At 66.6% G+C, this 18125-nt stretch carries 18 protein-coding genes; 8 read left to right on the forward strand and 10 right to left on the reverse strand.

Annotated features, from left to right (window positions below; genetic code table 11):
* Positions 1 to 58 precede the first annotated feature (58 nt).
* The 7 genes from RDV55_RS01250 to RDV55_RS01280 form a co-directional block, all read right to left on the reverse strand.
* On the reverse strand, positions 59 to 817 hold the full coding sequence (locus RDV55_RS01250; protein WP_111822906.1) for an ABC transporter ATP-binding protein: 759 nt from the start codon (positions 815 to 817) through the stop codon (positions 59 to 61).
* The gene (locus RDV55_RS01255) at positions 810 to 1706 is read right to left on the reverse strand and encodes an ATP-binding cassette domain-containing protein (RefSeq protein ID WP_111822905.1); all 897 of its coding nucleotides are present in this window, start codon (positions 1704 to 1706) and stop codon (positions 810 to 812) included. Before RDV55_RS01255 ends, RDV55_RS01250 begins: the two co-directional genes overlap by 8 nt.
* Positions 1703 to 2524, reverse strand: coding sequence for an ABC transporter permease (locus RDV55_RS01260; RefSeq protein ID WP_111822904.1), 822 nt, complete (start codon positions 2522 to 2524; stop codon positions 1703 to 1705). Before RDV55_RS01260 ends, RDV55_RS01255 begins: the two co-directional genes overlap by 4 nt.
* Positions 2521 to 3489, reverse strand: coding sequence for an ABC transporter permease (locus tag RDV55_RS01265; RefSeq protein ID WP_111822903.1), 969 nt, complete (start codon positions 3487 to 3489; stop codon positions 2521 to 2523). Before RDV55_RS01265 ends, RDV55_RS01260 begins: the two co-directional genes overlap by 4 nt.
* Positions 3489 to 4976, reverse strand: coding sequence for an ABC transporter substrate-binding protein (locus RDV55_RS01270; protein WP_111822902.1), 1488 nt, complete (start codon positions 4974 to 4976; stop codon positions 3489 to 3491). The genes RDV55_RS01265 and RDV55_RS01270 overlap by 1 nt, the downstream gene beginning before the upstream one ends.
* A gap of 333 nt (positions 4977 to 5309) precedes the next feature.
* Positions 5310 to 5819: a Cys-tRNA(Pro) deacylase gene (ybaK, locus tag RDV55_RS01275; protein WP_111822901.1), complete on the reverse strand. Its 510-nt coding sequence runs from the start codon at positions 5817 to 5819 to the stop codon at positions 5310 to 5312.
* A gap of 19 nt (positions 5820 to 5838) precedes the next feature.
* Positions 5839 to 6228, reverse strand: a complete 390-nt coding sequence (locus tag RDV55_RS01280) for a YccF domain-containing protein (protein ID WP_111822900.1) — start codon at positions 6226 to 6228, stop codon at positions 5839 to 5841.
* 115 nt (positions 6229 to 6343) lie between these two features.
* Between RDV55_RS01280 and RDV55_RS01285 the strand changes: the two genes are divergently transcribed.
* The gene (locus RDV55_RS01285; protein WP_111822899.1) at positions 6344 to 7042 is read left to right on the forward strand and encodes a YggS family pyridoxal phosphate-dependent enzyme; all 699 of its coding nucleotides are present in this window, start codon (positions 6344 to 6346) and stop codon (positions 7040 to 7042) included.
* Positions 7043 to 7089: 47 nt separating this feature from the next.
* Entirely contained in the window at positions 7090 to 7710 is a 621-nt protein-coding gene (locus RDV55_RS01290) for a MarC family protein (RefSeq protein ID WP_111822898.1), read from the forward strand.
* 60 nt (positions 7711 to 7770) lie between these two features.
* Here the strand turns inward: RDV55_RS01290 and lplAB are convergent, their stop codons facing one another.
* Positions 7771 to 8820, reverse strand: a complete 1050-nt coding sequence (gene lplAB / locus RDV55_RS01295; protein WP_111823131.1) for a lipoate-protein ligase LplAB — start codon at positions 8818 to 8820, stop codon at positions 7771 to 7773.
* Between the two features lie 23 nt (positions 8821 to 8843).
* Entirely contained in the window at positions 8844 to 10646 is a 1803-nt protein-coding gene (ilvD, locus tag RDV55_RS01300) for a dihydroxy-acid dehydratase (RefSeq protein ID WP_245907634.1), read from the reverse strand.
* 368 nt (positions 10647 to 11014) lie between these two features.
* Here ilvD and RDV55_RS01305 point away from each other — a divergent pair, with 368 nt between their 5' ends.
* From RDV55_RS01305 to RDV55_RS01330, 6 genes are all read left to right on the forward strand, one after another.
* Positions 11015 to 12208: a cobalamin-independent methionine synthase II family protein gene (locus RDV55_RS01305; RefSeq protein ID WP_111822896.1), complete on the forward strand. Its 1194-nt coding sequence runs from the start codon at positions 11015 to 11017 to the stop codon at positions 12206 to 12208.
* A gap of 322 nt (positions 12209 to 12530) precedes the next feature.
* Complete coding sequence (locus RDV55_RS01310; protein WP_111822895.1) at positions 12531 to 13154, forward strand: hypothetical protein; 624 nt, start codon at positions 12531 to 12533, stop codon at positions 13152 to 13154.
* A gap of 24 nt (positions 13155 to 13178) precedes the next feature.
* Positions 13179 to 14222 (forward strand): efflux RND transporter periplasmic adaptor subunit, encoded by a 1044-nt coding sequence (locus RDV55_RS01315; RefSeq protein ID WP_111822894.1) that lies wholly within the window; start codon positions 13179 to 13181, stop codon positions 14220 to 14222.
* Positions 14207 to 14842 (forward strand): ABC transporter ATP-binding protein, encoded by a 636-nt coding sequence (locus tag RDV55_RS01320; RefSeq protein ID WP_111822893.1) that lies wholly within the window; start codon positions 14207 to 14209, stop codon positions 14840 to 14842. Before RDV55_RS01315 ends, RDV55_RS01320 begins: the two co-directional genes overlap by 16 nt.
* Entirely contained in the window at positions 14839 to 15912 is a 1074-nt protein-coding gene (locus RDV55_RS01325) for a hypothetical protein (protein WP_111822892.1), read from the forward strand. The genes RDV55_RS01320 and RDV55_RS01325 overlap by 4 nt, the downstream gene beginning before the upstream one ends.
* A gap of 33 nt (positions 15913 to 15945) precedes the next feature.
* Positions 15946 to 16638: a type 1 glutamine amidotransferase gene (locus RDV55_RS01330; RefSeq protein ID WP_111822891.1), complete on the forward strand. Its 693-nt coding sequence runs from the start codon at positions 15946 to 15948 to the stop codon at positions 16636 to 16638.
* Between the two features lie 214 nt (positions 16639 to 16852).
* Here the strand turns inward: RDV55_RS01330 and manA are convergent, their stop codons facing one another.
* On the reverse strand, positions 16853 to 18070 hold the full coding sequence (gene manA, locus RDV55_RS01335; protein WP_111822890.1) for a mannose-6-phosphate isomerase, class I: 1218 nt from the start codon (positions 18068 to 18070) through the stop codon (positions 16853 to 16855).
* Positions 18071 to 18125 lie beyond the last annotated feature (55 nt).

Here is an 18125-nt window from a genome sequence, read left to right on the forward strand (position 1 = left end):
GTCCGTGCTCACTTGAGCTGTGTTCTCCTTATCCACTGTAAGACCCGTGCGTTTGACTCTACAAACGCGGCACGGCCTCAATCAGTGCGCGCGTGTAGGGCTCGCGCGGGGCGGACATGATCCGCCGAGTGTCCCCGGCCTCGACGATGCACCCCTCCTGCATGACAGCGATACGGTCGCACGTGGAGGCGACGGTCGCCAGGTCGTGGGACACAAGCACGAGGGCCATACCCCGCACCCGCGTGATCGCCCCCAGCAGGTCCATGACAGAGGCGCGCGTCGACATGTCGAGCGCAGAGACCGGCTCGTCGGCGATGAGGACCCGCGGCGCGGGCGCGAGTGCGCGGGCAATCGCGATGCGCTGGCGCTGGCCGCCCGAGAACGAGCCGGGGTACTCCCCCGCGCGCGCCGGGTCGATGCCGACGTCGGTGAGGACATCGCGCACGCGAGCGCGAGCCTCTTCGCCCCGAGAGACGCCCAGGGCGTGCAGGGGTTCGGCAATGGACGCGCCGATTTTCATGCGCGGGTCCAGGGATGAGAACGGGTCCTGGAAGACGGTCTGGACGCTACGGCGCAGCGTGCGCATCGAGGACTTCGAGGAGGAGCGGACAGTCTCGCCGTCCAGCAGCACCTCGCCTACGCGCGGCGCAAGAAGCCCGAGAAGCACGCGGGCGAGGGTCGTCTTGCCGCTGCCCGACTCACCGACGAGGGCGAGCGACTCACCCGCGCGAACCTCAACGCTGACGTCGTCCAGGCCAGCGTCACTGCCCGGGTATCGGAAGGAGACGCCGCGGGCGCTCAGGATCGACTCACTCATGGGCGTTCCCTTCATTGTCGGTCAACGAGGCCGGCTCCCCCTCGCGCTCTCCCGCCTCGCCGGGCGCGCGGCCGGGCTGGGAGTCGGGGCGGACGGCACCGATGCGCTCGAAGACGGAGTCGAGTGCTCGCGCGGCGGACGCGATGGAGCGCGCCGAGTCGGAGAGCGTATCCGGCGCTGTGCGGATGACCTCGACGGGCACGTCGTCGGTGATGCGGCCTGCGTCCACGACGATGACGCGGTCAGCCATGCGCGTCACGACGGGCAGATCGTGGCTGATGAACAGGAGGCTCACGCCTCGCTCGCGGGTGACCTCGTCGAGCAGGTCGAGGACGGTGCGCTGGACGGTGACGTCGAGCGCGGTCGTGGGCTCGTCAGCGATGAGCAGGGAGGGTGAGGCTGCGAGCGTCATGGCCAGGGCGACGCGCTGGCGCTGGCCGCCAGAGACCTCGTACGGGAAGGACCGGGCGATGCGCGCGGGGTCGGGCAGGGCGACTTCGGCGAGCGCACGGTCGATGGCCTCGCGCAGGGCGTCACCTCGCAGGCCGCGGTGGCGACGCAGCGGCAGGGCGATCTGCTTGCCAAGCCGCATAAGCGGGTCGAGGGAGGTCGCGGGGTCCTGGAACATCATCGAGATCTGCGTCCCTCTCAGCGAGCACAGGTCCCGTTCGGCGGCACCCACAAGCTCGCGGCCGTCCCAGCGGATCGAACCCTCCACGCGGGTGCCCTCGGGCAGCAGTCCCATGATCGCCAGAGACAGCATGGACTTACCCGAGCCGGAGGACCCGATGATGCCGACGTGCTGCCCGTCGGGCACCTCCAGGGTGATGCCGCGCAGGATGTGTGTGTCCCCGATCCACACATTCAGGTCGGTGATGGACAGGCTCACTTGGCACCTCCCTGGGTGGGGTCGATGAGGGAACGCAGGCCATCGGCCGCGAGGTTGGCTCCCAGGACGACGGCGACGATCGCAAGGCCCGGGGCGATGGCACCGAGGGGCTGCGTCGTAAAGGTGGCCTGCGCATCCTGGAGGAGGCGGCCCCAGGAGGCGTTCGGCGGGGGCGCACCTAGACCCAGGTAGGAAAGGCCGGCCTCGGCGAGGACTGCACCGCCCATAGTGACGGCCAGGTTTGTGGCCAGGGTCGGCCAGATGTTGGGCAGGACGTGGCGGGTGAGGATCCCCCACGTGGAGACTCCGGAGGTGCGCGCGGCCAGCACGTACTGCTCGGCGAGGACGCGCCGCGCGAGGATGCGCGTCAGGCGTGCGACGACGGCCGAGGCGGCCACGCCGATTGCAATGGTGACCGTGGCCAGGGAGGCGCCGAAGCCCGCGACGATGAGCATCGCGAGGAGCAGGGTCGGGAAGGCGATGAGCACGTCGAGGAGGGCCGAGGCCACGTCGTCCACCCACGGGCGGGACAGCGTGATCGCCAGGCCAACGCTCACGCCGATGATGGCCGCGACCGCGACGGCTCCGACGCCGACGATGAGCGCAATACGCGCGCCCACCATCATGCGCGACGCCAGGTCGTGGCCCAGGCGGTCCGTGCCAAGGAGGTGCGCGGCCGAGAAGCCCTCAAGGCGTCCACCGCTCGTGTCCTCGATCGGGTACGGGAGCCACGCAAGCGATACGAGGGCGATGAGCACGAGCGCGCCCACGAGGATCACGCCAACGATCAGGGACAGCGGGATGCGACGGGCGTTCACGGGCGGCCTCCCGCGCTGAGGGTGGACCGTAGGCGGGGGTCAATGACGCGCTGCAGGACATCCGCGGCGAACCCGATGACGAGGACGAGGGCCGTCGACACGAGGAGAACCCCCTGAATCGATGGGTAGTCGTGCTGCGCGATCGCTGTCGTGAGCATCGAGCCAAGGCCCGGAAGGGCAAACACCTGCTCAACAACAACCGCGCCGATGAACGTGGTAGCCAGCTCGATGCCGGCGATGGAGATGACCGGGATCGAGGCGACGCGCAGGCCGTGGCGCACCATCGCCTCGCTGCGCGACTCACCCAGGGAGCGCGCAAACTGCAGGAAGGGGGCGTCAAGAACGTCCAGCGCGGCGCTACGCGTGTAACGCGTCAACGAGGCCGTGGACACCAAGACGATCGTCAGCGTCGGCAGCACGAGCGCGCGCACCGCTTGCGCGGCATTCGTCCACCCGCGCGCCGGGAAACCCGAGGCGGGCAGCCAGTGCAGATTCACCGCGAAGGCGAGGACCAGGAGCATCCCGATCCAGAACACGGGCACGGCGATACCCAGCTGCGCGAGAGCAGAGATCACGGTTCCCGCCCAGGAGCGGCGCGCACGTGCAGCCACATACCCCAGCACAATCGCCACGATCAAGGAGATTCCGAACGCCGCCAGAGTCAGCGGCAGCGTCACCGCCATGCGCGAGGCGATCTGATCATTCACGCTCAAACCCGACGTGAACGAGGTCCCCAGGTCGCCACGGATCAGCGCCGAGGCCCACTCGCCGAACTGGCTCCACCACGGCAGGTCCGAACCCACCTGGCGGCGGGCCGCCTCGATCTGCTCGGGAGTGGCCGTGCCCGACAAAAGCGCATTCGCCGGATCACCCGGCAACAGGCGCAGGAGAACGAAAATCGCCACGAGGGCTGCCGATCCGGTGAGGATCAGCAGCCCCGTGCGCCGCAGCAGGTAACGAGTCATCAGTTCTTGGAGATGCCCGAAACGAAGAACTGCGAATTCAGGCCGTTCACACCGTAGCCCGACACGTTGGAACGCGCGACGACGATCTGCGGGTAGAGGTAGAGCCACGCGCTCGCCGCGTCCGCCGCGATCTGCTCGTTGGCGGCACGCAGTTTCTCGGTCTGCTCATCCTCGGTGGAGGCCTGCTCGGCCTCGTCAATCAGGGTGGTCACTGCCTCGTTGCTGTAGCCCCAGTAGAACTTCGGGTTGCCGTACCACACGACATCACGCGTATTGACGTGCTCCTGGAGGGTCGCTTGGAAGTCGTGCTCCTTGTAGACCTTCGAGTACCACTCGTCAGCGGTGATCGTGTTGATCGTGACGGTCACTCCCACCTTAGCCAGCTCGGACTTGATGAACTCTGCGACCGTGGGGTGAGGGTCGTAGGACGGCGTGTCGAGCGTGAAGCTGAGTCCCTGCGCCCCCGCCTCGGCCAGCAGCGACTTGGAGCGCTCGGGATCGTAGGGGTTGACGGAGGTCAGGTCCTCGTACCACGGGTCCGACGGGGGAACCATCGATCCGATCAGCTGACCCGCGTCACCCCAGATGGACTCGAGCAGCTTCTCGCGGTCGATGGCCGAGTAGACAGCCTGTCGCACGCGCGCATCGTTGAAGGGGGCCTGCGCGTCGTTGAACGCGAGCAGTTCCTTCGTCGTGGAGGTGCCCTCGGAGACCACGAAGTCGGAGTTGCCCTGGAAGGTGGCCAGCGCGTCCGGGGACTGCAGGGAGGTGATGATGTCGATGTCGCCCGCGCTCAAGGCGTTCGTCATCGCGGTGGCGTCCGTGTAGTAGTGGAACGTGACCGCGTCGTTCTTGGGGGCATCGCCCCAGTACCCCTCTCGGGCCTTGAGGGCGAGAGTCGAGCCCTTCGTCCACGCGTCCAGCGTGTAGGGGCCGGTGCCGTCGGTCTCAGTCTGGGAATCGAAGCCCTCGGGAACCATCCATAGGTAGGACAGGTTGTAGGGCAACGAAATCGAACGCTGCGAGAGCGTCACGGTCAGCATCTGGGGATCGGTGGCCTCGACCGAGTTGATGACGGCGAGCTGTGACTTTCGCGCAGACTGCGAATCCTCGGCCAGGACGCGGTTGATCGAGTGCACGGCGTCGGCCGAATCGAAGGCTGTGCCGTCGGAGAAGGTCACGCCCTCACGCAGGTGGAAGGTGTAGGTCAGGCCGTCCTCGCTCACCTCGTAGGAGGTGGCCAGCTGGGGCTGAATCGTGCCGTCGTCAGCCAGGTAGAAGAGGCCCTCGTAGACGTTGCCGTTCAGTGCCTCGGTGACGCCCTGGCCGCCGCCCGCGATGTTGGAGAGGTTGACGGGTTCGTAGAGCGAGCCGATCTCGATCGTATCGGAAGCCGACTTGGAGGCGGCACCGCCCGAGCAGGCCGCGAGCGCCATGGCGGCGGCGATAGTCGCGGCGGTGAGGGCGAGGGGCTTGTGAGCAGTCATGCGGGGCACTTTCGTGTCGGGACGGGCCGGCGGTCCGTGGATACCGAGTGAATCTACCGCAGGGAGTATTTTGGCACCTACGGATTTCCACCGACTAAAACAACGTGACAGCTCACCCCCGCATTCCTCGCCCACCTGGTGGCTCCGCGCACACTCCCCCTCATTCCCGCACGTCATTCATTATTCGGATCGGACCGAAGAGTCCACAAACCTCGGAATTCTAACGACCAATCGTCACATACTGAAGGAGTGCTGAGGGAATGACGTGCGAAATTTTGGGGACGCGGGAGTATCAGCGGATGGAACGAGGCCAGAACCAGGACGAGGCCAGGGTCAGACCTGGGCCAGGTCCGTGACCTCCGCGTCCGTCAGGTCGACGAGGTCGAGGGGGCTCAGCTCGACGCTGAGGCCCCGGCGCCCACCCGAGACGATCATGGTCTCGTGGTCCAAGCACGATGAGTCAATAAAGAGCCGGTGGGAGGTGGTCTGCCCGAGCGGGCTGATACCGCCCACGACGTAGCCGGTGCGGCGCTGGGCGATGGCCGGGTCGGCCATCGCGGCACTCTTGGCGCCGGCGGCCTTGGCAATCAGTTTCATGGACAGGTGGGCCAGGGCGGGCACGCAGCCGACGACGAACTCACCGGTGGGCTCCAGGCGCACCATGAGCGTCTTGAAGGCCTGGGTGGGGTCGATACCCAGCTTCTCGACGGTTTCCTCACCAAATGCCCGGGCGGCCGGGTCGTGCTCGTACTCGTGAACGGTACAAGCAACGCCGGCCGCCGTGAGCGCCTCGATAGCGCGGGTGGGGCCACCGCCGCGATCTTTGCTGTGCTTGCGAGCCATGGCCCCAGTGTAGGACGCGTCAGAGGATGGACGCGGTCGGATCGTCGACGATCGCCTTGCCGAAGGGGAAGCAGGTGATCGGGATCATCTTGAGGTTGGCGATGGCCAGCGGAATGCCGACGATTGTGACGGCCTGCGCGGCGGCGGTGGTGACGTGGCCGATGGCGAGCCACAGGCCGGCGACCAGGAACCACACGACGTTCATGAGGGCCGATCCCGCGCCCGCGCTCGGCTGGTCGACGACCCGCTTGCCAAAGGGCCACAGCACGTATCCGGCGATGCGGAAGCAGGCCAGCCCAGCGGGGATCGTCACGACGAAGATGCAGGCAACGAGACCCGCGAGGAGATATCCCAGGAAGAGGGGGAGCCCTCCGAAGAAGAACCAGATGATGTTGAGCAGGGTACGCATTGCGTGTCCTTTCCTTGATCTGTGAACATTCTAGTCTGCCACAACGCGGCTCTCAGACTCCCCTGAGTCACCCCTGATTGGCCCCTGAAAACGCCTCGCCGCGTACGATGAGGGCATGAGCATTCCCGAGGCCATCGCCGCCGCCCGCGACCGCATCGACCGCGCGACGTCCGCATGCGGGCGCACAGATTCAGTGGACCTGGAGCTGGCGGTTAAGACGCGCACGCCCGAGGAGTGCCGGGACGCCGCCATCGCCTTGCGCGAGGCGGGGCTGCCTATTCTGCTCGGTCACAACCGGGTGCAGGAGGCGCGCGCGACGGCGGAGGCGATCCGCGAGGTGCCCGGCGCGCGCATCCACCTGATTGGGCCTCTGCAGTCCAACAAGATCAACCACGCGCTGGCCTGCGTGGACGCGATCGAGTCGCTGGACTCCCCCGCCCTGGCCTCGAAAATCGACGCACGCGCGACCGGCACGCTCCCGGTGTTCGTCGAGGTGAACGTCTCGGGCGAGGCCACGAAGCACGGCTGCGCCCCCTCCGACGTCGCCGCGCTCATCGACGCGGTCGAGGCCTCGGCCCACCTGCATCTCGCGGGCTTCATGACGGTGGGCCTGAACTCCCCCGTCGAGGCCGACGTGCGCGCGGCCTACGCGCAGCTGCGCGGCATCCGGGACGAGGCAGCTGTGCGCCTGGGCGTCGGGGAGTCCGACCTGGCCCTGTCAATGGGCATGAGCCACGACCTGGAGTGGGCTATCGCCGAGGGTGCGACGATTGTGCGCCTGGGGACGGCTGTTTTCGGCGCTCGCCGCGTCTGAGCGGACTGCTCGCTCGCGCTAGTACATCGCCGACTAGGATTATCCCCATGATGACCGTTCTCGCTGGAATGTCCGCCGCGATCCTGGCGCTCGCCCCAATCACAAATCCGATCGGCGGTCTCGCGGCGTTCGCAGGACTCACCGCCGGCAATGCTCCGGCTGCGGTGCGCTCGCAGGCGTGGAAGACAGGCATCTATGTGTTCGCCATCCTGACGGTGTTCGCGGTCAGCGGCTCGCTCATCATGCGTTTTTTCGGCTTCGACCTCCCCTCTCTGCAGATCGCGGGCGGCCTCGTCGTCGCACACTCGGGCTTCTCGATGCTGGAAAACAAGCGCCGCGCCACCCACGAGGAGGCTCAACACGCGACCTCCAAGCCGGACGTATCCTTCTCCCCCATGGCGCTCCCCCTCATCGCGGGCCCGGGCTCGATCGGCGTCGTCATCGCGCTGGCCGCCCGCAACACGGCCATCGGTTTTCATGTCGGCATCGTCCTGGGAATCGCGGTGACAGCGGCCATCATCGCGCTGCTACTGCGCTACGGAACGCCCTGGATCGACAAACTGGGCGCCACCGGCGTCGGCGCGATCGTGCGCATCATGGGCTTCTTGATCCTCGTCATCGGCGTCGAGCTCATCATCCACGGGGTGCGCGCGCTCCAGCTCTTCTAAGCGGAAGCCCGCCCCGGCCTCGTCGAAACGACACCGAAGCGGGCCACGAAAACGAGTGCGTCAGGGGATGCGGTGCACCCACTCCTCGCGCGCAAACTTCGTCTCGCAGCGGTCCCGCGCGACCGCCAGGTCCTCCTCGGTGATGGTCCCGACCGTGGCGTTGTATTTCTCCTTGAAGTGGTCGAAGAACGCCTGAAGGATCTCCTCGCGGGGAAGACCGGTCTGGGAGCGCATGGGGTCCACGCGCTTGACGGCGCTGCGAGTGCCCTTGTCGCGGATCTTCTCCATGCCGATGCGCAGGACCTCGTTCATCTTGATGGCGTCGATGTCGTAGGCCATGGTCACGTGATGCACCATGTAGCCGCTGGCCCAGCGCTTCTGCGCGGCGCCGCCGATCTTGCCCGCCTCGGAGGCAATGTCGTTGAGGGGCACGTACTTGGCCTTGATCCCGAGCTTCTCCAGAACCTCCATGACCCACTGGTCCAGGTACGGGTAGGCCTGCTCGAAGCTCATTCCCTCCACGAGGGCGGTGGGGATGACGAGCGAATAGGTGATGCAGTTGCCGGGCTCCATGAACATGGCACCACCACCGGTGACGCGCCGCGACACGGTGATGCCGTATCGATCCACGCCGTCCTGTTGGATTTCGTTTTGGTAGGACTGGAAGGAGCCGATGACGACCTGCGGGCCGTTCCACTCCCACAGGCGCATGAAGGGCTTGCGGCGTCCCGCGGCCACATCCTCGACGAGGGTTTCGTCCATGGCGACGTTGATCATCGGGTCAACGACGGGGCCGTGGATGACATCGAAGTCGATGTCGTCCCACGATAGGGCGGCACCCAGGGCCCGGCGCACGGCGATACCGACGGCCTCTGGGGTCACGCCCATGAGGGTGTCGCCTTCCTGGAGGGCGGCGGTCACGCGCGCGGCGAGGGCTTTCGCACTCGACGAGGCCGGGGCTCCCTCGAGGGACGCGGTGATTCGGGTGAGCGCGTCGTCGGGGTCGAGGAAGAAGTCGCCGGAAACGCTCACGCGCGTCAGGCGGTCCTCCTCCACGTCGGTGTCGACGACGACGAGCTTGCCTCCGGGAACTTTGTACTCTCCATGCATGCCCACGATTGTAGGCGCTCCGCTCACGCCCAGTCGGGCAGGACGCGCACGCCCCCCTTGTCGGCGGAGGCGGCGAGCATGCCGTAGACCCGCAGCGCGTCGGAGACCTGGCGGGCACGAGGCTTGGTGGGCTTCCACGGGGCGGCACCCTTCTCGGCGCGGCGGCGCTCGAGTTCCTCGTCGCTCACGCCCACTCGCAGGACGCGGTTATTGACGTCGATTTCGATCTCGTCGCCGGTTCGCACGAGGCCGATCGCGCCGCCGGCCGCGGCCTCGGGAGAGATGTGGCCGATGGAGATGCCGGACGTGCCGCCGGAGAAGCGGCCGTCAGTGATGAGGGCGCACTTCTTGCCCAGGCCCAGGCCCTTGAGGTAGGAGGTCGGGTAGAGCATCTCCTGCATGCCGGGGCCGCCCTTGGGGCCCTCGTACTGAATGACGACGACGTCGCCCTCGGTGACCTGCTTGCTCAGGATGGCCTCGACGGCCTCCTCCTGGGATTCGACGACGAAGGCCTTGCCGATGAAGTGGAAGAGCGACTCGTCGATGCCGGCGGACTTGATGATGGCGCCGTTTGCGGCGATGTTGCCGTAGAGGACGGCCAGGCCGCCGTCCTTCGTGTAGGCGTGTTCGACGGAGCGGATGCAGCCGGAGACAGAGTCGGTGTCGAGGGACTCAAAGAGGTTGGCGGTCGAGAAGGCCTGGGTGGTGCGCACACCGCCGGGTGCAGCAAGGAAGCGGTGCTTGGCCTCGTCAGAGGCGGTCCCGCTGCGCACGTCCCACTCCCCCAGCCAGTCGGCCAGGTTCTCGGAGTGGACGGAGTGGACCTCGCGGCGCAGCAGGCCTGCGCGGTCGAGCTCTCCAAGCAGAGCGGGGATGCCGCCGGCGCGGTGGACGTGCTCAATGTGGTAGGTCGTGGAGTTGGGGGCGACCTTGCACAGGCAGGGCACGCGGCGCGAGATCGCGTCGATGTCGTCGAGCGTGAAGTCGACGCCGGCCTCGTTGGCGATGGCGAGGATGTGCAGGACGGTGTTGGTGGAGCCGCCCATGGCCACGTCCAGGCTCATGGCGTTCTCGAAGGCGGCCTTGGTGGCGATGGAGCGCGGCAGGACGGAGTCGTCCTCACGGTCGTAGTAGGCGCGGCACAGGTCGACGATGCGCGTGCCGGCTTCGGTGAAGAGCTTCTTGCGTTCGATCTGGGTCGCCAGAGTGGTGCCGTTGCCGGGCAGGGCCAGGCCGATGGCCTCGTTGAGGCAGTTCATGGAGTTGGCGGTGAACATGCCGGCGCAGGAGCCGCAGGTGGGGCAGGCGTTGGCTTCGATGCTGGCGAGCTGGGTGTCGCTGACGGAGTCGTCGACGGCCATGACCATGGCGTCGATGAGGTCGAGGCGGTGTTCGACGACGCCGTCGACGGCGGCACCGGATTCCATGGGGCCGCCGGAGACGAAGATAGTGGGGATGTTCAGGCGCATGGCGGCCAGGAGCATGCCGGGGGTGATCTTGTCGCAGTTCGAGATGCACACGAGGGCGTCGGCGCGGTGCGCGTTGACCATGGTTTCGACGCTGTCGGCGATGAGGTCGCGGCTGGGCAGGGAGTAGAGCATGCCGTCGTGGCCCATGGCGATGCCGTCGTCCACGGCGATCGTGTTGAACTCCTTGGCGACGCCGCCGGCCGCTTCGATGGCTCCGGCGACGAGGTCTCCCATGTTCTTGAGGTGGACGTGGCCGGGGACGAACTGGGTGAAGGAGTTGGCAATGGCGATGATCGGCTTACCGAAGTCGCCGTCGGTCATGCCGGTGGCGCGCCACAGGGCGCGTGCTCCGGCCATGTTGCGGCCTTGGGTGGATGTTGCCGAGCGCAGCGGGCGACTCATGGGGGTGCCTTTCGTTTGCCTTGTAATGACTCCACCCTAGGAGCGTGAGCGCCGCGTTTCCGTGCGGGTTTCGTCTCATGGACGAGGCCTGGGCGAGGTGGCGGGGTTTTCGCACGTTTTCCCGGGGGATTGCCTGCGATGTCGGATCGTGTCAGTGGATGGACGTTTGAGGGCGCAATAACGGGGAAAACGCAATAGGTGCGTGCGCGAATTAGCGCCTTATCATCCGAGCGGTTCATTGCATTAGTCACGGTTCGGACACTCCCTCTCGTTCTCGAGGCGCGAAACGTACGCTGAAGGCACAGAAGAGAGAAAGGACTGCGATGACGATTCGCACCACTCATGTTGGCTCCCTGCCCCGCACCCCAGAGCTGCTCAAGGCGAACGCCGCGCACCGCGAGGGTTCGCTCGGCGAGGATGAATTCACCTCGATCCTGCAGGGCGAGGTCGACGGCGTTGTGAAGCGTCAGGCCGAGATTGGCCTGGATATTGTGAACGACGGCGAGTACGGCCACGCGATGCTCGACACGGTCGACTACGGCGCCTGGTGGACGTACTCCTTCTCTCGTTTCGGCGGGCTGTCGTTCGAGGACGTGCAGCGTTTCGACGTCCGTCCCCCGGCTGGCCGAGACGGTCGCCTGTCCTTCTCCTCGTTCGCGGAGCGCCGCGACTGGCAGCGTTTCGCGGATGCCTACGCGGACCCGGATTCGGGCATTCATATCGCGAACCGCAACCCGATTGCGTTCCCGACGATCACGGGCGAGCTCACCTACATCGGCGCCGAGGCCGTCGCGCGCGACATCGCGGGAACGAAGCACGCGCTTCAGGCGGCGGGCAAGCCCGTGTCGGATGGTTTCGTGGCGGCGATTTCACCGGGTTCGGCGGCTCGCGTGGCCAACGCGTTCTACGAGGACGACGAGGCCGTGGTGTGGGCGTGCGCGGACGTGCTGCGCGAGGAGTATAAGCAGATTACGGACGCGGGCCTGACGGTACAGATCGATGCGCCGGACATCGCGGAGGGCTGGGATCAGATGAACCCGGAGCCGTCGGTGGAGGATTACCGTGCCTTCTCGCGCGTGCGCATCGACGCGCTGAACCACGCGCTGGAGGGCATCGATCCGTCTCTGGTGCGTTTCCACGTGTGCTGGGGTTCGTGGCACGGCCCGCACACGACGGACATCCCCTTCAAGGACATCGTGGACCTGGCTCTCCTCGTCAATGCGAACGGCTTGACCTTTGAGGCGGCGAATGCCCGCCACGCGCACGAGTGGACGCTCTGGCGCGATATCGAATTGCCCGAGGGCAAGTACCTGATCCCCGGCGTCGTGTCGCACTCGACGAACGTCGTGGAGCACCCGGAGCTGGTGGCTCAGCGTATCCGCCAGTTCGCTGACATCGTCGGCGACGAGCGTGTCGTGGCATCGACGGACTGCGGCCTGGGCGGCCGCATCTACCCGTCGATTGCGTGGGCGAAGCTGGAGGCACTGGCCGCGGGCGCTCGCCTCGCATCGAAGTGATCGCCTGATCGCTTCCTGGGGCGCGGGGTGGATGGATGTCCACCCCGCGCGAGTTTCCCAGGGTTTTCTCAGGTAAAGCCCCCTGTTTTTTGAGCTTGGCCTCACACAATGAAACGTGTGTTGCAGCCCCCGCTTCCGGGTCGGCCTGCCGCGGTGGGGATCGCACGCCGCGTCGGGTTCCGGGACTGGGGGCTGCGGCGCGTTTGGGGTCCTCTGATCATCCCCATCTCAATTCACTTCTCCGTCATGCGCAAAACGGAGCCCGTTCTTCGTTATTCTGGAAGTAAGCACCCATTGTCGAGGCTGTTCGAGGGAGAACATCATGGGAGCAAACAACAGGGAGGGCACGCACTCCATCCGTTCGCGCGTTGGGTTGCTCGCTGCTGCTCTTGTCATCGTCGCCACGGCCTGCGGCTGCCAACAGACCACGCCCGCGGCGGAGGGGCCGTGGGCGGCCGACATTGAGCAGGCGCGCAATGAGTGGGCGTCCAACGAATTCGTTCAATCTGTCCTCGCCGACTCTGCCATCAGCGAGGCAGAACTACAGGACATGCGTCAGCGCGTGCTTAACTGCCTGACAGACAAGGGCGTCACCGGCGCATCGTTCGGCCCGAGCGGCACGCTGAGCGTCCCCGATCAGCCGGTTGGCTCCTCCATATCTGAGGATCAGCAACAAGAATTCGTCTCCGCCTGTTCCATCGATGCCGGTCAGCCGATCATCGAGGCGCTCGAGTTCGACATGCGAGTCAACCCGGAACACCGGGATATCAACGAGCTGTACACGCAGTGTTTGATCCGCAACAAGGCGGTTGAGCCGTCCTTCACGGCCCAAGAGCTCGCGCGCGCTCGCGAGAGCGGAACGCCTCTCGCAAGCACGTTGCCGTTCATCGATCCAGCTCAGGGACCCGACATTTTGCAACAATGCCTCGAGGACCCCAGCAAATGACCACAACCACCCTCAGGAGTTGAGATGACAAATTCTCGCCGCTGGCTCGCCCTCACCGCGTTTGTCGCTCTCATCGCCGGTGCGGGTGGGGTCAGCGCGGGTATCCTCATTGCCTCGCCGCCCACCCCGGCCTCGCTGGCATCGTCATCTGCTCCGTCGACGGTCCCCGTCACCACCCGCGAGTTCACCGATACGCGCTCCCTCACCCTCACGATTCCCCCGGCCTCGCCTCACGAACTCACCTCCCCCATTGCCGGGCGCATCACGGCCCTTCAGGCAGCGACGGGAACTCCCATCGCGTCAGGTTCTATTCCCTGCGAGATTGATGGCCTGCCCCTTCTCGCCCTAGCCCTGTCCACCCCGCTCTATCAGGACGTGGTGGACGGAGCCACGGGACCAGATATCGCGGCCCTGAACACTGAGCTTGCGCGGCTCGGATATGAGGTTCCTGCGGAATCGCAGCGGGTCACAGTCTCCACCCGAGCGGCCCTGGCCTCGGCGATGGGCGTGAGCGACGGAGCTGGTGGCGTTCCCTCCCGCATCGAGGCCTCTCGCGTCCTGTGGATTCCTGCGCCGACCGTCACCCCCTCGTCGGTCCCCGTTCACCTGGGTGACAGCGTCGATACACAGACCGTTCTCCTCACCCTTGAGGACTCCCGCGACGCCTTGCGCCTCTCCGTCCCACCGGACGCCTATCCCGCGGACCACGTCATCACCCTGGGGGACACGGACTACCCGGTCCCCTCTGACGGCATCATCACCGACCCCACCCTGACGGCGACGATCCTCTCCTCGCACGAATACACAGCCTTCATCCGGTCCGCCCCGAGCGGCGATGGACCCGTTCAGCTGCCCGTCTCCTGGAAGCTCGCCTCCCCCATCACCGTCGCGGTCATCCCACCGGCCTCAGTGATCGGAGACGCGACGGGCGCGTGCGTCTTTGAAGACGGCACGCCGATTCCCGTTTCTATCGTTTCTTCCCAGCTTGGCCGAACCTACGTCCTGCCAGCTACCCCACTCTCCACCGTCGACACCGCCGTCGAGGGACGCTCATGTCCGTCGAGCTAGACAACGTCGGGCACAAGTTCGCCGCCACCCCGTGGCTCTTTCGCCATCTGAGCGCCCGCTGCGAGGACGGTGCCCTCACCGCCATCGTCGGCCCATCTGGTTCTGGCAAGTCAACGCTGCTGTCGCTAATCGCGGGATGGGAGACTTCGACCGAGGGAACGATCACTGTCCCCCGTCCGGCTGGTTCGCAGAGTCCCCGTATCGCGTGGGTCTTCCAGAACCCGTTCGGTGTCCGCGCGCGCAGCGCCATTGACCACGTTGCGCTGCCCCTGTTGGCCCGCGGCATGAGCCGGGCGCAGGCCGATGTCGAGGCGAACCGGCTCCTTGATGCCTTCAATCTGGCGCATCTTGCAACCCGCCCATTTCGGGATCTGTCGGGCGGCGAGGCTCAGCGTGTGCTCCTCGCGCGCGGGCTCGCATGCTCCCCCACCCTGCTCCTCGTGGATGAACCGACCGCGCAGCTTGATCAATCCACGGCTCGCGACATTGCCTCCACGCTCGGCTCTCTGCGCGAGGACGGGGTCAGCGTCGTGATCGCGACGCACGATCCGTCGATTCGCGCGCAGTGCGACGCCATCATCGACCTCGCACACTTCCAGGACGAGGAGGGACAGCGATGAGCACACTCTCGTGGCGCGCACTCCTGTCCGAAGCGTGGAGGGACTGCCTGAGCGGGACGGCCCGCGTCGGGATTCTGACTGTCCTGGCCACCGCCCTGGTCGGAGGCGTTATCTGCGCCGACGCGTTCTCTCTTCGTTCCGTCAGCGTTGAGGCGGCCTCTTTTCGCGCCCATCTGGGATCGGTGCGAGTCCTCCAAGCGCAAGGCAGCATCGACGGGGCTACCTGCGAGGCACTGTCGCGAATCCCCGGGGTGCGCGCAGGAGCCGTTCGCTCGGTCGAATCCGGCTTGTCCCCGCTGGCTCTTCCGGCCTCGTCGCTGCCCCTGTACGAGGTCACGCCTGGAACCGTCTCTCTCCTGGGGACGACTTCGGCCGATCCGACGGGAATTCTGCTCCCTGAGCAGGTAGCCGAGGAACTCGGCACCTCTCAAGGAGCCCTTCTTCCCCTCGCACACGGGCAGGCCGAGGTCGCGGGCACTTACCCGTGGGACGAGAACGACGGGCGTCGTCCCGGCTACGCCTACGCGGCTCTCGCACCCGTGCCCACGACGGGGACCTTCGATGAGTGCTGGTACGAATCCTGGCCGCACAGCGACGATGTGGATGCCCTGGTGCGCTCAACCCTCGTTGGAAGCAACGACCAGAACACCCAGGTCCTCGCCATGAACCCTACGCGCGGAACGGCCTTCGACGCGGCGGGGCGACTGCGACAGAGGCCGACCTGGTGGGCGTGGATCGCAGCGAGCGCAATCGGTGCCGCGCTAGGGGCCGCTGCCACGTGGTGGCGTCGTCTGGAGATCGCCTCAGCACTGCACGCTGGGCTCCGCACATCGGATACGACGTTCCTCCAACTGTGTGAGGCCGTGTCGTGGGTGGGAGGCACATTCGTCCTCACCTCCGCCATATGCCTCACGATCCTGAGCGGAGCGCCACCCAGTGACCGCTCTGACTTGATGCGCCTGGTCGCTACCGAGGGCATCTGTGCTGCGTCGTGGACTCTCATCGGTGTCGTCATCGCATCAACGACGATCCGAGAGCGCCAGCTGTTCGCTTTCTTCAAGGGCCGATAGGTACCGGCGCGTGATCGCGCCTACAATTGGCGTATGAGCGTCCTCGTGATTCAAAACGACCCGATCGTTCCGGCGGGTCAGTTGTCCGCCTTCCTCGGCGGTCACGAGGTGGTGCGCGCCTGGGAGGAGCCGCAGCGCCTCCAGGACCTGGTGGCCGCTCCCCTTCCGGGTGCCCTCATTCTCCTGGGCGGGCGCGCGACCGCCTATGACGACGAGGCATGGCCGTGGCTGGAAGCCGAGCGCGAGCTAACCCGGCGATGCGTGAGCGCCAACGTGCGCGTCCTGGGCATTTGCCTGGGCGCTCAGCTGATAGCAGCGACTTTCGGTGGACGGGTTAGCGTCGCCGACCCCGCAGGCCCCGAACGGGGCGTCATCCCGCTCGTGTGGGGCACGAACGACCAGGCGGGCGGAGGCGGCGCCGTCCCCCTGCGCATGGCCCTAGCATCAACCCACACGGTTTTCGCCGACCACGGCGACGCCATCGTGGAACTCCCCCACGGCGCGCGCGAGTGGGCGCGCTCTAGCAAGTACACGCAGATCTTCTCCTACGGATCTGCCCTGGGCGTCCAATTCCACCCCGAGATCACGCGCGAGATCGCGACCGTGTGGGCGGCAACTAACGAGGATGTCGACACCGAGGACATCGTCGCAGGCTACGACGCACACGAGGGCGAGCTGGCCGCCACGTGCAAGACACTGGCCGACTGGGTCAGCGGCATCTTTTAGGCGAAAATAGAATCGCAGTGCGGGCACCCCCACGCGGCACCCACACTGCGATTGACAATCGGACCTCGTCGCAGCGAGCGGAGTTGAGGCCCGGCTCTCACTCTAGCGAAAAAACCAGAGCCTACAAGGCTTTGTCAGGAACTAAGACCACCACGTGGGACGACTTGACAACGAGGCTCATCACAGCCTCGTCACGGCGCGCGACGTGCCCCGATCAGGGGGCCGCAACCTGCACGAACGATCCCGTTCCGTACGCCCACACGCGACGCTCGGCGGCCGAGACGAAGACGGCCTGGCCGCGCGCCAACTCCACGCTGTCCCCGCCCTGTTCCTCACTCACATGCAGGGTGACCGACCCGGATGTAGCGATGATAATGCGCGGGCCTTCCCCGGGTACGGCGACCTCGTCCACGCGGGAGGCGTGCTTGCCGGGCGCCAGCGTCGTCACCGACAGCTCGAACTCCTGGGCGGGTGCCAGGAAACGATCCGTCGTCGCCGAGGGGTGTTCGGGGGCCACGCGCACGGGAGGCAACGCCGAGAACTCGGTGATCTCAACGAGCTGGGCGGAGTCCACGTACTTCCCGGTCAGGCCCGCGCGCACGACGTTGTCGGAGGAGGCCATGACCTCGATACCCAGTCCCGACTGGTAGGCATGGATCTGGCGCGGCGGAATGTAGACGGCCTCGCCGGGGCGCAGCGACACCGGGTTCATGAGGAAGGCGACGATGATACCCGGGTCCCCGGGGTGCTTCTCCCCCAGGACGCTCACGAGCTCATCGGTGCGCGGCGAGGGGGACACGCCCGACGCGAGGCGGGAGCGGCACGCGGCCACAAACTCCTCGACGCGCTCGGGGGTCGCCGGCGAGTCCTCGTCGAAAAGCCAGGTGGCCAGGGAGCGCAGACCACCGCGCACGGTGGAGAGCTTGAGGCGGTGACGCAGGCGATCTGCGAGCTCTCCCTCGAGGCCGACGAGGAGCTCGCGGGCCTTGCGCGGCACGCGGAAGCCGACGAGGGCGCTAAACTCGGTGAGCGCGTAGATCATCTCCGGCTTGTGGTTCATGTCCCGGTAGACGCGGCGCGTGTCCGTGCGCTCGATGCCCAGGACCTCCTCGCGCAGGTAGCCCTCGCGCGCGATCTCCTTCGTCGGATGCACCTGCAGACTCAGGGTTTGCGCGGGGGCGATGATCTTGGCCAGGTACGGCAGCGTCGGCCCGAACGCATAGAGCAGGCCGCCACCGAGGGCACGCTTAGGGTCCTCGCCGATATGCTCGGCGAGGGTCTGCCCTCCCGTCAGGAGCGTCGGCCCATCCGGGTGGACGCCAAACCACACCTCGGAGACCGGATCATCCCCGGCGGCGGCCCCCAGGAACTCGGGGATCGCGTTCGTGGAACCCCACGCGTCAGCTTTCGTCCAGCCGATCAGTCTTTCCATAGATCGAATCCTATCGGTAACGGGCGCACAAAGACGCGGGGGACAGGGCCGTAAC

Source organism: Schaalia odontolytica (genome assembly GCF_031191545.1).
GTDB lineage: Bacteria > Actinomycetota > Actinomycetes > Actinomycetales > Actinomycetaceae > Pauljensenia > Pauljensenia odontolytica.

Coding starts and splice junctions, on each gene's coding strand:
- RDV55_RS01270 (WP_111822902.1), bottom strand. CDS start 4,976: ATGACTGCTCACAAGCCCCTCGCCCTCACCGCCGCGACTATCGCCGCC.
- RDV55_RS01330 (WP_111822891.1), top strand. CDS start 15,946: ATGAGCGTCCTCGTGATTCAAAACGACCCGATCGTTCCGGCGGGTCAG.
- RDV55_RS01250 (WP_111822906.1), bottom strand. CDS start 817: ATGAGTGAGTCGATCCTGAGCGCCCGCGGCGTCTCCTTCCGATACCCG.
- lplAB (WP_111823131.1), bottom strand. CDS start 8,820: ATGCATGGAGAGTACAAAGTTCCCGGAGGCAAGCTCGTCGTCGTCGAC.
- RDV55_RS01290 (WP_111822898.1), top strand. CDS start 7,090: ATGATGACCGTTCTCGCTGGAATGTCCGCCGCGATCCTGGCGCTCGCC.
- RDV55_RS01280 (WP_111822900.1), bottom strand. CDS start 6,228: ATGCGTACCCTGCTCAACATCATCTGGTTCTTCTTCGGAGGGCTCCCC.
- RDV55_RS01310 (WP_111822895.1), top strand. CDS start 12,531: ATGGGAGCAAACAACAGGGAGGGCACGCACTCCATCCGTTCGCGCGTT.
- ybaK (WP_111822901.1), bottom strand. CDS start 5,819: ATGGCTCGCAAGCACAGCAAAGATCGCGGCGGTGGCCCCACCCGCGCT.
- RDV55_RS01265 (WP_111822903.1), bottom strand. CDS start 3,489: ATGACTCGTTACCTGCTGCGGCGCACGGGGCTGCTGATCCTCACCGGA.
- RDV55_RS01320 (WP_111822893.1), top strand. CDS start 14,207: ATGTCCGTCGAGCTAGACAACGTCGGGCACAAGTTCGCCGCCACCCCG.
- RDV55_RS01325 (WP_111822892.1), top strand. CDS start 14,839: ATGAGCACACTCTCGTGGCGCGCACTCCTGTCCGAAGCGTGGAGGGAC.
- manA (WP_111822890.1), bottom strand. CDS start 18,070: ATGGAAAGACTGATCGGCTGGACGAAAGCTGACGCGTGGGGTTCCACG.
- ilvD (WP_245907634.1), bottom strand. CDS start 10,646: ATGGCCGGAGCACGCGCCCTGTGGCGCGCCACCGGCATGACCGACGGC.
- RDV55_RS01315 (WP_111822894.1), top strand. CDS start 13,179: ATGACAAATTCTCGCCGCTGGCTCGCCCTCACCGCGTTTGTCGCTCTC.
- RDV55_RS01305 (WP_111822896.1), top strand. CDS start 11,015: ATGACGATTCGCACCACTCATGTTGGCTCCCTGCCCCGCACCCCAGAG.
- RDV55_RS01285 (WP_111822899.1), top strand. CDS start 6,344: ATGAGCATTCCCGAGGCCATCGCCGCCGCCCGCGACCGCATCGACCGC.